Source organism: Falsiroseomonas sp. E2-1-a20 (assembly GCF_051433195.1).
Classification (GTDB): Bacteria; Pseudomonadota; Alphaproteobacteria; order Acetobacterales; family Acetobacteraceae; genus Falsiroseomonas.
Map to the genome: position 1 here is coordinate 1 of NZ_JBHMFT010000065.1, position 13,703 is coordinate 13,703.

At 64.0% G+C, this 13,703-nt stretch carries 13 protein-coding genes; 10 read left to right on the forward strand and 3 right to left on the reverse strand.

The window, feature by feature from the left end:
- Window positions 1-648: 648 nt before the first annotated feature.
- A complete protein-coding gene (locus ACFHPP_RS28650; RefSeq protein ID WP_437166646.1) occupies window positions 649-3,066 on the reverse strand; it encodes a hypothetical protein in 2,418 nt (805 codons plus the stop codon).
- A gap of 330 nt (window positions 3,067-3,396) precedes the next feature.
- Complete coding sequence (locus tag ACFHPP_RS28655) at window positions 3,397-3,573, reverse strand: hypothetical protein (RefSeq protein WP_437166647.1); 177 nt, start codon at window positions 3,571-3,573, stop codon at window positions 3,397-3,399.
- A 229-nt stretch (window positions 3,574-3,802) separates the two neighbouring features.
- On the opposite strand from ACFHPP_RS28655, the gene ACFHPP_RS28660 reads away from it, so the two are divergent.
- From ACFHPP_RS28660 to ACFHPP_RS28700, 9 genes are all read left to right on the forward strand, one after another.
- Entirely contained in the window at window positions 3,803-4,198 is a 396-nt protein-coding gene (locus ACFHPP_RS28660) for a methylglyoxal synthase (RefSeq protein WP_437166648.1), read from the forward strand.
- A gap of 550 nt (window positions 4,199-4,748) precedes the next feature.
- Window positions 4,749-4,979, forward strand: coding sequence for a WGxxGxxG family protein (locus ACFHPP_RS28665; protein ID WP_437166649.1), 231 nt, complete (start codon window positions 4,749-4,751; stop codon window positions 4,977-4,979).
- 352 nt (window positions 4,980-5,331) lie between these two features.
- Window positions 5,332-5,829, forward strand: a complete 498-nt coding sequence (locus ACFHPP_RS28670; protein ID WP_437166650.1) for a ferritin-like domain-containing protein — start codon at window positions 5,332-5,334, stop codon at window positions 5,827-5,829.
- 116 nt (window positions 5,830-5,945) lie between these two features.
- Window positions 5,946-6,152, forward strand: a complete 207-nt coding sequence (locus ACFHPP_RS28675; RefSeq protein WP_437166651.1) for a hypothetical protein — start codon at window positions 5,946-5,948, stop codon at window positions 6,150-6,152.
- A 177-nt stretch (window positions 6,153-6,329) separates the two neighbouring features.
- Complete coding sequence (locus ACFHPP_RS28680; RefSeq protein ID WP_437166652.1) at window positions 6,330-6,509, forward strand: hypothetical protein; 180 nt, start codon at window positions 6,330-6,332, stop codon at window positions 6,507-6,509.
- A gap of 146 nt (window positions 6,510-6,655) precedes the next feature.
- Complete coding sequence (locus ACFHPP_RS28685) at window positions 6,656-7,615, forward strand: NAD(P)/FAD-dependent oxidoreductase (RefSeq protein ID WP_437166653.1); 960 nt, start codon at window positions 6,656-6,658, stop codon at window positions 7,613-7,615.
- Window positions 7,616-8,279: 664 nt separating this feature from the next.
- Window positions 8,280-9,203 (forward strand): hypothetical protein, encoded by a 924-nt coding sequence (locus tag ACFHPP_RS28690; RefSeq protein WP_437166654.1) that lies wholly within the window; start codon window positions 8,280-8,282, stop codon window positions 9,201-9,203.
- A 25-nt stretch (window positions 9,204-9,228) separates the two neighbouring features.
- On the forward strand, window positions 9,229-10,527 hold the full coding sequence (locus tag ACFHPP_RS28695; RefSeq protein ID WP_437166655.1) for an FHA domain-containing serine/threonine-protein kinase: 1,299 nt from the start codon (window positions 9,229-9,231) through the stop codon (window positions 10,525-10,527).
- A 149-nt stretch (window positions 10,528-10,676) separates the two neighbouring features.
- On the forward strand, window positions 10,677-11,753 hold the full coding sequence (locus tag ACFHPP_RS28700; RefSeq protein WP_437166656.1) for a metallophosphoesterase family protein: 1,077 nt from the start codon (window positions 10,677-10,679) through the stop codon (window positions 11,751-11,753).
- Between the two features lie 485 nt (window positions 11,754-12,238).
- On the opposite strand, the gene ACFHPP_RS28705 is transcribed toward ACFHPP_RS28700, so the two are convergent.
- Window positions 12,239-12,439: a hypothetical protein gene (locus tag ACFHPP_RS28705; RefSeq protein ID WP_437166657.1), complete on the reverse strand. Its 201-nt coding sequence runs from the start codon at window positions 12,437-12,439 to the stop codon at window positions 12,239-12,241.
- 207 nt (window positions 12,440-12,646) lie between these two features.
- Between ACFHPP_RS28705 and ACFHPP_RS28710 the strand changes: the two genes are divergently transcribed.
- Window positions 12,647-13,399 (forward strand): DUF72 domain-containing protein, encoded by a 753-nt coding sequence (locus ACFHPP_RS28710; protein WP_437166658.1) that lies wholly within the window; start codon window positions 12,647-12,649, stop codon window positions 13,397-13,399.
- Window positions 13,400-13,703 lie beyond the last annotated feature (304 nt).

The following is a 13,703-nucleotide window of genomic DNA, read 5'->3' on the forward strand; positions in this document are numbered from 1 at the left end:
GAGAATTCCACCGCAGCAGCCCGCTGTGAATCCTCCGTCTGGGTCAGTGCACTAGATACAGTTGGCGTACTATGGTCGCGGCTCACCTGTTGCGCCGGAATCGCGTCATCGTGGGCAACCTGCGTTAGGAAAATGGGCGCCAGCAAGACGAAGTCGCTGTCGCAGCCTCTGTGTAGAACAGTCTGTCACACCACTGGCCGAACACGGCCCTGCAAGAGGACTTTCGCGCCGCAGCATCTCCACCCACCTTGGCCAGGACACCGCCGGCGCCTGTCGGCGACTGGATTCTCCCGAGAGTAGGGGCTACTGGCGTGACGGCCGAATTGCCCCTGCCGTTGCGCAGCGCCTACTGGAACACGCGGATATGGCAAGCCTTTGGTGCACAGGTGTGGGGGAGCAGCGAGTACCTGGTTCACGAGGGTGGTGGTGAAGACAACGCGAATAGAAGTCGGCTTCACCCCCAAGATCCTGCCCGCCGACAACGTCTCCTCGCGCGATTCGGGAAGCTGGCGGAAGCAGAAGCCGGAAGCGGCCGATACAGGGGGGTTCACCCTACTCCGGGTCGCCGATAATGATTGGCGCCGTGACCGCCGTCACATCCTCCGCCGTGCGGCCGTGGATGACGTTCGCCTGGAAGTACGTCGTCGCTCACGCCGATGACACGTAGCTGATGCAGTACTTGTCGATGAGGCGCCCGCCGTGATCCGCCGGCAGACATTCGAGCGGCACGAAGAAGAGCGGCCCGACGGGTACGACAACGAGCCGTGTGCGCTCACCGATCGCCGGCAGCAGTGGATCGAAGAGACGCCGCCGCAGCTTCAGTCCAGCTTCCTTCGCCTCCTTCGAGATGACCGTCCGGGCTCCGACACGCGGCGCCTCTACCGTGGCGAAGCGTTGAGAAGGATCGGCCTCGTGCATGATGTACCCGCGAAAAGCCGTGACCAGCTTATCGATGTCCGCGGCGAACCCCAGTTCCACCATGTGCCAGCGCTGCATGCGCGCATGCAGAACGAACGCGCAATAGCGGGGTGGGCGGGGCGCCGTTTCGTGTGGAAGGCGGATCGGCGAGTAGAGAACTAGCTCGACATAGGTGGAATGCGCGGGAATGCACATTGAAATTGCAGTTGGTTCCGGCGCCTGGGCTAAGCCCGCGATCGAGACCCCACCAATGAGGTAAGCCAGCTCCCTCTCCTGCTCCTCCTTGCGGCGGAGCGTGCCTGCAGGATCGTCTCCTGGCGTACCCTTGCCGCGCGCTGCTTCAAGTGCCTGCCGCGCGAGCTGCGCGCGGAGCTCGGCCAGCCGGTCGCGCGCCGCTCGAACCTCCGGATTACTGTCCGCCGAAGCGGCTGCAGAGCAGGCCTTCTCCCATTCGACGCCGACATTCAGGGACTTCCGGGTGACGAGTGCGTGAGCCCCAGCGATCAAGTCGGGTGAATCCGGGAAGTGTTCTGCAACGAGGCCGATAGCTGCCTCCGTGCGCCGGCGCATCCCCTCCAGCAACCGGCCTTGCTGCGTGGATGCGCCAAACTGTAGGAGATGCTGCACCGAGCGGAAATCGCGAGCCACTGCCCTGAAGAGTGCCGTCAGCCCCAATTTGTGGCGGCCGAGCGCGCATTCGAGAGTCGCGATGGTCTCCTCAACCTCCGACAGCACCGGATGCTGCGACCCGAGAGTTTCGTTGAAGATCTGGTACTTCTCGTTGATCAACTTATAGGCGCGCTCCGTTTCGCCCATCCTGGCTAGCAGCCGCGTCAGACGCAGTGAGATCCTGCGCGACGCACCCGCGCGCAGGCGCTGACGAGAAGCGGAGTTCAGGACTCCCTGGTAGATGTCCGCGGCCTTTCGCGGGTCGTCTTGTTCGGCAGCCCGCGCCGCAATCTCATCGGGCGACGTCCCCCGCAGATCTCCGCCGCGCGTCAGCACGTCATGGCATCTCCTGGCCGTCGCGGCGTCGCCTTCCTCGATCGAGGCCTCGTAGAGGTCGACCAGCGCATCGGTGTGCCAACCGGGCTGAGCCGCATCAGGCCCTTCGGCCAGGGCACGATGCAGAAGGGGAAGACCCATCTCCGGATCTCCCAGACCGATCCAGGCGCGCCCGAGGCCCGCCCAGGCCGCGGCGAGCCATGACCGGAACACGGCACCGGTTTCAGCCATCCGGCGAAGCTCCTCGAACATGCAGAGCGCATGCCCCATGTTGCCGGCCAGCGCTGCGGCCCGCCCGATCGCCTGGATGATGCCGGCCAGCTCGTTCTGGCCGCAGGTCTGGCGCGCCCGCTCGCGATGGATGTCGAGGGCGCGCGACATGACGAGCTGCGCGATCTCGCCGCGGTTGCCCTTCCAGGCTGCAATGAAGATATCAGTGAACAGGTTGAGATAGGCATCGCGGTCAGCCGGAGTATAGGCGAAGCGTCCGGCGTCGAGCTCGTCCTCGCGCGCAGCGTTGTTCACCTCGGCAGTCGCATTGCACCTGTCGCCCAGATACTCGCGCAGGATGCGCAGGATATGGATGGTGGCGCGCGCATGCGGACCACCCTCGTCCTCCAGCGTCAGCGCGATCTGGTGTGCGCGCGTCAGCAGCGCCTCGACATGCACCAGCTCGCCGCCGGTGACGAGCCGCGTCGCCTCCTCGAGGAGGTGTCGCAGCAACTTCTCCGACTCCGACGGCGGCGAAAGGAGGTGCTCCTGGTGTCCCGCGGCTCGCGCGCGTTGCAATGCTTCGCCAAGGTGTGCGGCGATGTCTCCGAAGGCCTCTGCCTCCTGACGGCGCTTCGTGTCGAGGCGGATCAGCTCTTCGAAGATCGCGATCGCCTCCTTGATGGCGTTGGCGTGGTTGAGTGACGGCTCCATGCCCGCTCGCTGCATCGCCGCGCGGTGCTCGAGGTCGCCGTTTGTCTGGCCGATCAGCGCGAGCGCAAGCGCGTGCTGCAGAACATGGCGGGGCAGCTTCGAGCCTGTGGCCCGTATTTCCGTCCGCAGGAGCCGCACGACAGTAGCGAAGGATTCAGTCTCGAACAGCCGGTTCAACTTCGTGTGGGACAAACCCTCGCTTCGGTTGCTTCTCAACATCTTCGGTTTCTCCCACGCTCGTCCGCTGGACACGCCTGAAGAGACTAAGCCACGGACCAGACGAAGTGCGGCCAGATCTCCAGCTGAGATCGAGCCCAGATGGTAAGCGGCTTGGTCCGCGACCAGCGCGCCCCGGAAATGTGCCGCCGAGTATGTGGCCCTGGGTGATGCGATGGCTGTCCCCGGTCGCGCCGCCCAGCATACGCTCAGCGGCACCGACGAGTGCCAGCCGCCGGTGCCAAGCTGCACGGCTGCCTGAACAATGTGGGCGAACTGCCGCTCTAGAGGGCAAGCTGTACGCCCGCCTGTGGCGCCGAAGCAACGGCGGCCTCAGCCTGAATCTTTCTGATTGCTGCTGTGTTCCGTAAGGACATTCAGCGGCAGGTCGATCCTGCTTCGCAATCCGGACTCGTTGAAGTCGACCTCGAACGTCCCGCCGAGATCGTGGCGCCACTGCCGCTCGATCAGTTCGGAACCAAAGACACGCCGTTCGATCTGCCTGCTCACCTTCGGATCTCCGGTCTCCGACCAGGGCACCACCAGACGCGCCGCAGCACCAAGGCCATTGGGACGCCAAGCACGAAAGCCGGCGCGAGATGGGCCCCTGCTGACGAAAAGAAGCTGTGCCCAGCCTGCAACGCTGCCACTGGGCCGCCGTTGCCTGCACCGTCGTCCGCACGGCGGACGCAGCGGTTCGCGCCGCGTTGAGGCCGGAGATGAAGAGAAGGCAACCGGGATGGCAGAACGGATCCTGCGTATCGCGCTCGTCGCACATGATGCCAAGAAAGAGGCGCTCATCACCTGGGCGCGCGCGTGGCGCGAGGCGCTCTCGGGCCACTGCCTCTGCGGCACCGGGACGTCAGCCGGAGAGGTTATGGAGGCCTGCCCTGAGCTGCGCGTGGAGGAACTGCTGAGCGGTCCAAAGGGCGGTGACCTTCAGGTCGGCGCCCGCATCGCCGCACGTGAGCTCGACGCGCTCGTTTTCTTCCCCGATCCGGAGTCGTCCCATTCGCACGAGGCGGATGTGCAGGCCCTGGTGCGCATCTCGCTGCTCGCCGACATTCCGCTGGCGCTCAATCGTGCCTCCGCCGACCACTTGGCGGAAGCAATGTTTCTCGTCCGCGGCCAGTGATAAAGTCGGGTCACGACGTTCAGGTCGAACGAACCAATAAGTTTCAGTCGTCCGATCTGATCCGCTGAATTACATAGTCTGCTGCGTCTTCGGCAACAACGCGCCGCTTGCGACGCGGTTGTCTCGCCGCCCGAAATTGGAGGACTGGCGGGCCGACTTCAGCGCTCCGAGGCCGGCGCACGCATTTGGTGCCGACTGGCGCCATAGGTAGCTGAATTTATTGCGTCCGACGCTGGTTTGTTTGGAGTGGGGTTCACACCTTCATGTGGCGTCTCAACACTGCAGCGCCCGTGCTTCACGAGCCAGACACGTTGCCGGAATATTATCACGGCTCCGCTGCCGTCGCTCGCCGAGCCGGCCCCGAGCAGGCCGGCGAGGAACGGCATCAAGCCGCCGGCAATCATACCACGCTACAGCAGCCCCGTCGGACGCCGCCCCGCATGGCTTTTCTGGGTCCAGTCGCGCGAGGCCGAAAGTGATGAAGGGCTGCGCAACAATCCGGCGAACTCAGCGTTGCTCCTTGGCCGCCACGTAGACGCGGGAGTTCACCATGGCCACATCCACACATTTTTACGCGGCTGCCATGCTGACCGCCCTTATGAGTGGGCCTGCCTTAACGCAGACCGCCCTGGCGCAGACGACCACGGCGCCCAGCTCGGTGCGGATGGATGAGCGCGACGACGACTTTGACTGGGGCCTACTAGGTCTCCTGGGGCTGGCGGGCCTGGCGCCGCTGTTCATGAGGAAGGACGGCAACGTCCACGCCGACACGCGACGCTGAGTAGCTTGAATGCGCAGCTTGCCGAAATCCGGGCATGACGCAGGAACTGCCTGAGAGCCTGAGGGATAAAGCCCAGCGCCACCTCGCGGAAGCGGAGGCGAGATAGTCCGGCAGCAGGAAATCCGGCGGACCACATCAGTGGACAGGCACCTAAAGCCAGCGGCGGTAGCGGCGCTGACACTGGTGACACTGGACGCCGAGATGGTGCTGCTGCGTGAACACCTGCGACTGGTGGATGAGCTGCATCCCAAGACTGTGCCGGAAGGGCACCTACCAGTCTGCTGACCCTGCCGCTGCGACACTGCGACACCTCGGTGCCGCATCCTTTCAAAGAACCTCGTGGAGATTGACCATGATGAAGACGATGGACGATTTGTTTTTGATGACCCTCAAGGACATCTACTACGCCGAGCGCCAGCTGCTGAAGGCGCTGCCGAAGATGTCGCGCGCGGCGCAGAGCGCTGAACTGAAGCAGGCCTTCAAGGAGCACAAGGACCAGACTGAGGGCCAGATCGAGCGCCTGCAGCAGGTCTTCCAAATTCTCGGCAAGCGCGCCCAGGGCCAGACCTGCGAGGCGATCCAAGGGCTGATCCAGGAGGGCGAGGAACTGCTGGAGGAGGCGCCCCAGCCGAGCGCGGTGCGCGACGCTGGCCTGATTGCCACTGGCCAGGCGATCGAGCATTACGAGATGGCCCGCTACGGCGCGTTGGCCACCTGGGCCGAGGCGCAGAAGCAGACCGAGATTGCCGAGCTCCTGCACGCCACGCTGGAGGAAGAGAAGGCGACTGACGCGCTGCTGACCAAGGTGGCGACGAAGTCGGTTCACCAGGAAGCGTTGAGGGCGGGGTGATGGCGACGAGCGCGACGCGGCCCCTTGGGCAATCGCAGAGAACTTCCACCGCGGCACCGTCGGACCTGTCAGGACTTGCGGCATACGACCTGTCGGCCGGGTGCGACGGGCTGATCGTGTCTGAACGCGCCGATCGGGGCTCCATCCAGGGCGCCCTGCGCGCTGAGGACTACCGCGTCGGCGGCAGCGCCTTCGACCGGCTGAAGTATGATCGCGCCATCGGGCAGGCGGCCCTGCAAGATTTCGGCATGCCGCTCGCCGGCAGCCGCCGTCGGGGCACCGCATCGAGCGAGGGCTGGGATTCAGGCTCTGGGCGGCGCTGACCGTCGTGGTCGTGGTCGTGGTCGTGGTCGTGATCGGCCTCGGCGCGGGGATGCTGGATTTGAATGCAGGAAGGCCACAGCGCATAAGCCAGCCTATGACCCCGATGGCGAGGTGACCTCGTCGTCAGCCTGCCCACCATCGTCGGCATCATCGACGCCGGGCGCGCCGCTGGCGAGTTGCAGGAGGAGGCGACGAACGCGGATGTGCAGGATCCGGAGACACCCGACGAGGTCGATCCGGATGCGATGACCGACACGCTGAGGGGCCTGATCGCGGAGCTGAATGAGGACGAGAAGGCGGCGCTGATCGCGTTCGTCTCAATCGGTCGCGCGATTACTAGCGACGCGATCGAGTGAGAGGAGGCGCGGCGGCTGGCGCGGGAGCGCAAAGCGCATGGCTCCGCGCCCGACTATCTTACGGATTTGGAGCTGCTGGGCGAACTGCTGTCGGAGGGCCTAGCCGCCTTCGGCACCGCCCCTGAGGAGGAGGAACGATAGCGAGCATGACCGAGACCGAAGACCTGGATTGTCTCATCGTCGGCGGGGGTCCGGCCGGGCTGACCGCGGCACTGTACCTCGCGCGCTTCAGGCGGCGTACGTTGGTGGTGGATGCTGGCGAGCCGCGCGCCGCCTGGATCCCTGCCAGCCACAATATCCCCTTCTTCGCCGATGGCATTCCGGGCCCGGAGATGCTGGCGCGGCAGCGCGATCACATCGGCCGCTACGGCATCGCGATCCAGCCGGGCCACGTCACCGCGCTGGCGCGTCGGCGCGGCGGCTTCCTGGCGATGTTGGAGACGGCGGAGGGCGCGCCGCGCAAGCTGCGTGCACGACGTGTGCTGCTGGCTACTGGCGCGGTGGATGTGGAACCCGTGCTGCCTGACCTGCCGGATGCGGTGCGCCGTGGCCTGGTGCGCTACTGCCCGATCTGCGACGGCTACGAATCGCGCGACCGACGCATCGCCGTGATCGCGCCCGGCGGCGCGCGCAGCGCCCATGGCCTGGCGGAGGCCGCCTTTATCGCCCGCAGCTACGCAGACGACGTAACGCTGCTGACACTTGGAGTCGCTCTCGAACTGGACGCGGAGCAGCGCGAGATGGCGGCGTCGCGCGGCATCCGTCTGGTGGAACAGCCGATCGCGGCGCTGGAGATGGAGGAGGGGCAGATCGGGGCGCTGCGTTTCGGCGGTGGCGAGGCTCTGCGCTTTGACGTGCTGTATTCGGCCCTGGGCCTGAACTATCGCAGCGGTCTGGCGACGAAGCTCGGGGCGGAACAGGATGGGTCCGGCGCGTTGGTGGTGGACGACCATGCGCAGACCACGGTGCCAGGTCTCTACGCCGCCGGCGACGTGGTGCGAGGGCTGGACCAGATCGTGGTCGGCATGGGCCATGCCGCCATCGCTGCGACGCATATCCACAACCGCTGCGAGGCGCCGACGGAGGATGAGCCGGACGGCGCCTGAAGCACTTTCAGGCCGTACCGGCAAACTGGTTCCGCGACGGGCCTAGGCGCCCAGAGCCGTCTTGCGAAAAGGGCGCGGGTATCGGTTCGCTTGCCTAGAGATTCTTTTTACCAAATCTCACGGATCGTGATCAGTCCAGACGCCGGGCGCGCGCTTGGCCTCGCCCGCGACGCATGGCGGTGCGACCGACCGTTAGCCAGATCAGTACGCCGAAAGAAGTCGAAACGATCCTTGCAGCGCCGCCCGGATGCGGCGCAGGCCCGTGGTGTTGATCCGCGTACCACGCGGCCCAACCCCTGGCACCGCGCCTCCGCCGCCGCCACCCACATCCACAATTGATGCAAGGCGCCGACGGAGGACGAGATAGACGGCGGTGGCTGAGCCCACGCTCCGCTGTGGTGATCGGAATGCCTATTTGGGTCAGACGCGCGGCGCGTTCACTTCCGGCGCGTGGAGGCACTCGGCCAACGCGCGGGCGGCATCGTACACGACATCAACAAATTGCTGCAGGCGGCGGGCGGCGGCCCGGCAAGCTCGACCTGCTTCACGCCCGGCTTGTCTCTCTGCCATGAACAGTCATCCGGCAACTTACACGCACAGCGCCCGTTCCCGCGGGTGCGGCCTCTAGCCTCTAGCCGCGTTTCCCCTTTAATGGAGCAGAAGAATGAGCGGAACCGAAGATCCAGGCGCAACGCGCACCACGGAGTCGGCCGCAGATCCGGGCTCCGAAGCGTCTGCTCCCGAACCCAAGGTCGCGCCTCTGTACGCACCTGAAGGGTCGACAGCCGCCGGTGGCGAGGCAGGAATTTTGCCGGTGGATGCAGGGGTTGCGGAGGTGGCGCCTAACACTCAGGCTCCTCAAGCTCGAGGCAAGGCTAAGGGCATTGCCGATATCGTCTTCATGATCGACGTCAGCGGCAGCATGGAGCCCTGCATCAGCGCGCTTCGCATGAACATTGAAGCCTTCGCTGAATCGCTTAGCCGCGGCGATGCGAACAACGCAGCGCCCGTGAAAGACTGGCGCGCCAAGGTCGTGGGCTATCGAGACCTGGACAGCGCCGAGGGCGAAGGCATTCCCTGGATCGTCGACAACCCCTTTGTGCGCGATGTCACGGCGTTGAAGGCGCAGCTCGCCGGCCTGCACGCCATGGGCGGCGGCGATGAGCCTGAATCTTTGCTGGATGCGCTTTTCAAAGTCGCCACTATGGAGGCGATGCCAAAAGGATCGCAGTCCGTTGATCACGGCAAGTGGCGCTATCGCAGCGATGCGGCGCGCGTGGTCATCGTTTTCACTGATGCGTCGTTTAAAGAAACCATGGGTATCCCGGAGGCAAAGGGAGGATCACTGCAGGATGTCGCCAATGTGGTGATGGCGAACCGCATCATCCTCAGTCTCTTCGCGCCGAATTTCGAGGGATATGACAGGCTCAGCCAGATCGATAAGTCGGAGTGGGAGGTGGTGGAGTACGACGGTCTAAGCCCGCAGGCTGCGCTTCAGAGGTTCACCTCCGATCCCGTTAATTTTCGCAACACACTGAAACAGCTTGCGGCCAGCGTTTCGCGCTCGGCTGAGACTGTCGTGCTTTGACAAGCAAAGCGGACTGAGCACGAACATGGCCAAGAAGCTCAAGGTCGGCGATGTCATTCGGGGATATCGCATTACCAGGGTGTTCGGCCCCGGCATGATGGCGATCTCCTATGCGGCGTTGTCGCCGGCCGGTGCCAAGGTGTTTTTCAAGCATTACAAATCCCCGGCACCCACCGTGGTTTGGTACAAGGATTTCGTCGGCTACCAGAAAGAGCTGTCGGCCCGGGTCAGCGGCGGCAGGGCCGGCAACTTCGCCGTGCGTCAAGTTGATGCCTTTGAGGAGGTCTGGGGTGGGCGCAGCTACTTCCAGGCTTATGAGTTTGTCGAGAACGGTGCCGACCTGCAGCAGGTGCTCGACGAGGAGCGCGAGCATCATCGTCGAACCAAGGTAGCGCCAACGCAGAATGCTACAGTCTGGGCACGCCATGTCACCTGGGCAAAGGTGCTGGTGGCTGGCATCGCGGCGCTGCATGAAGCCGATATTGTGCATGCTGATTTGAAGCCGGCTAATGCCTATCTTATCGAAGATCCCACGATCAGCTCCGGCTACCAGCTGAAGTTGATCGATATGGATTTCTCACTGTTGGCAGATCGGCGCGCGCCCTGGCACGGCCATCAGGGCTATATTGGAACCGACAACTACCGATCCCCGGAGCATTTGAGCCGTGGCGGCGTGCCAGCGAAGGCGTCGGATGTCTTTACCTGCGGGCTTATGCTGCACGAGTTGCTGACCGCGCAGCATCCCTACTGGTCCGAGGACCAAGCGGATTATGCTAGGCTGGTTCGGTCTTATGTGGCGGTACCGGCGGCGCTGGTCGGGCTGATGCCGTCGCCTGCGGTGAATGCCGAAGTCAGCCAAGCGTTGCACCGCTGCCTGTCGCCCGACGCCGCCGCCCGCCCCACAGCGGCGGAGTTGCGCGCAGTGTTGAGCGGTCGCGGCAAGCCGACAATGGCGCCGAAGCCGTCCTCGAAAGGAGTTCCTATCGCTGCAGGGGCGCCGCGGCCGCCCCTGGTGGCGGAGGCGCTGGTGCTTCAGTCGCCGGACGGAAAATCGCTGCGCCTCAGCGTGCGAACGGAGCTCGGTAAGATATTGATGCGGCAGTTCGGCCCCGATGCCGAGTTCTGGGACAACCGGCAGTGCGTGATTGAGCGCGGTGCCGACGACCGATGGACCGTCGTCCCTGTAAGCCCGACTGCCAATGAGACGCTGATCAATGGCCGCGCCCTGACGGGCGCGAGCATCCTCAGTTCCGGCGACATGATCGCCGTTGGTCGCGAGACAAAGGGAATTGCTAAGCTGCCGCTGACGGTGCGTGCGGGTTGATGGACAAGGATCGGGAGCTCCCAACAGAGCCGGTACCGGATCCTACGGGCGCGGCCCCATTCGTCGACTGCGTGACGGCGCCGATAGCAGAGGTTTTGCCCTCGGCGGGGAGGACAATACCCACTCGTAAGCCTATCGCGATATTGCCAGTGAGGGATGTGCGCGACCTTGATTGGGTAGCGATTCAAAACAAGGCGGACTCCGCCGCGATCCGCGCGCGCATGCACCACACTGTGGACGCCATGGAAACGCTGCTCGACCGTGCTGGGGGGGGCGGCCTCCTGTTCGATGCAGATCGTGCAACGACGGAGGATCGCGCGATTCAGCTCAGGCAGCGCACCACGGCAGCGCCGCTCTGGATCATCGGCGATCTGCATGGCGATCTGCTCGCTCTAGAAACGGCCTTGGCAGTGATCGACGCAGAAAGCACGGGTCCTGACAGGCCGCAGCTGATCTTCCTTGGCGACCTTGTCGACGATGAGGGCTACGGGCTCGAGGTCCTGCTGCGCGTCTTCGAGCTCGTCCTGCAATCACCCAGTGATGTCTGTGTCATTGCTGGCAATCATGACGAGGCGCTGGCTTATAACGGCGTCCATTTCACCTCGAGTGTAGCGCCCGCCGATTTTGCGGAATTCCTCAACACGAATTTAGCCCATGAGTGGATTGTGCGTGCGGGCAAGCTGGCAGTGCGTTTGTTCGCACAAGTGCCGCGCGCGTTGTTCTTTCCAGACGGGCTGCTTGTCGTGCATGGCGGGTTCCCGCTGGTTGACCTGCATTCGAGACTGCAGGAGACCAGAGACTGGAATGACCCAGCCTGCCTGTCGGACTTCGTCTGGACGCGCTGTCATCCAACCGCACGCCGCAAGATGCCAAACCGCTTCTCTCGCGGAAGCCAGTTTGGCCACGAGGATTTTGCGGCCTTCTGCGAACTCGGCGTCCAGCTTGGCCGGCCTGTTACGCATATGGTGCGCGGCCACGACCATGTCGAAGACCGCTACGCCATCCATCCTGCCTATGCCCGACATCCCGTCCTGACGACCGTGGCGCTGTCGCATCGCCTGCCTCGGGAGGCTTTCGGACCGCACCGGCGGGTGCCGACGCTGGCGCGCTATGTTGAAGACGCCTTGCCGCAGGTGTACCGGATGCACATCCCGGACGCTCTTATCGACGAGATGTATCCTGAGCCGGCCGAAGCGATTGGGGAAGACGCGGAAGCGCCGAGATGAGCAGGGTTGTCCTGAGATGCCAGAACTGCGGGACCACTCAGGCCGCTCCTGGCGAATGCAGGGCCTGCCACGAGGCGCAGGTCGCCTATTACTGCACCAACCACAGCCCAGGCCGCTGGCTTGAAGCAGCGACCTGCCCAGGATGCGGCGCCCGGTTCGGCGAGGCGTCTCCTTCTGCTAAGTCAACGCCCCCCGCGGCCGTTAGGCCGGCCCCGGCACCACCCATGTGGGACGTGGTCCGTGAGCCTGCGTCGTCGAGTCCATGGGCCAGGAGCACGCGCCGCCGGGATCCTGCGCCGGTGTCCCCTCCGACAGCGCCACCCCTGCCGACCCCTTTGCGTAAGGATCGCAGGGCGACTGAACGGGAGGCGATGACGCGACGGCTGCGCGACATCCTCATGCGAGAACCCGCAGTCGGCGGCGATTCTGAAGCACGACGGCCTGAGGTGTCGGACCCACCACCGCCGCGGAATGCGATGGTCAGCTTAATCAGACGGCTGATAATGATAGTCTTTTTCTTCATTGCTGCGATGTTCCTGCTTGCGCTGTTCGCTGGCGGACCGCTGCTGCAAATCCTGCTCAATATCCTGCTGAATTTCTGATGACCCGATCAGCATCTCGGCATGGCGCCAGACGGCGGGACCCGCGCAGATCTCCACCGCCGGGTGATCCTCGCTGTACGTCACTGCATGTCCTTGCCGGCCAGCTCCTCCGAGAGATGCGGCAGGCGTGCTCCGTTGATCCGGTCCGGGGCAGCCGATGGTCCCAGGTCGCCGCAGCGGCGTCGGGCGATAGAGGGCGGTGTCGAGGCGCAGCTAGGTGATGCGGGTCGTCCTCCAGCACACCACGGCGGCCACGGCCTCCAGCCGAATCTTGTCAAAGTCGAGTTAAGCATGCGTAGGAATGCCAGAATCGGCACAGCTGGATGGGGCATCCCAAAGCAGCATGCGTCGGCGTTCCCGTCTGACGGTAGTCATCTTGCGAGATATGCGGATCGCTTTTCCGCTGTTGAGATCAACTCTTCATTCTACAGATCTCATCGGCCAGCAACCTATGCGCGTTGGGCCTCTAGCGTTCCGCCGGATTTCAAGTTCGCAGTAAAGATCCCGAAGACAATCACTCACAAACATCGGCTCCTCGACATATCGGAGCCGCTCAAGCGGTTCCTGGACGAAGTTGAGGCGCTCGGCTCCACTCTTGGTCCGCTACTCGTTCAACTGCCGCCATCGACCAGATATGATGCGGATGTGGTCGGCAAATTTTTCGAGCTTCTACGTCAGCACTTCGAGGGCTATGTTGTGTGCGAGCCGCGTCACGCTACGTGGTTTACCGGTGAGGTAGATGCGCAACTAGCGGCTTTTCACATTGCTCGGGTTGGCGCCGATCCTGCCTTGGTCCCGCAAGCCGCGAGCCCTGCCGGTTGGTGCGGCATCAGCTACCGCCGCCTGCATGGGTCGCCGAAAATCTACTACTCGCCGTATTCGGTTGAGGCATTGGCGGCTACCGCGGAGTTGCTACAGGACGACGTTGCGAACGATCGGGAAACCTGGTGCATCTTCGACAACACGGCGCTTGGTGAAGCGACGCGCGACGCGATTACCCTTCTCCAACCCGGGCTGCTGGACGCGCGTGCAATTCCGCCTTGAATGCCCTGCTGTGGGAACGGCGATCGAAAAATCGCTTCTGCAACCAGGGTTTGACCACAATTCCAAGCCTCAGCTACACCCCTCGGAGATCCTAGTCCTGATAAGGGGTCCTTCAGCAACTGATTCACACGGTACGTGTCTCTGGCACCGTTGCGAAGAAGGCCACATCACCAACAGCAGCTATGGCAGCGAGGGCTAGGAAGGCGGCGTCGTAGCCGGCCCACAGGATACAGGCAGCAGCGAAGGAACCGCTCGCCAGGCCGTCCTTTAGTTATTGGAGTGGACCAGCGGCCTTGACGGGAGT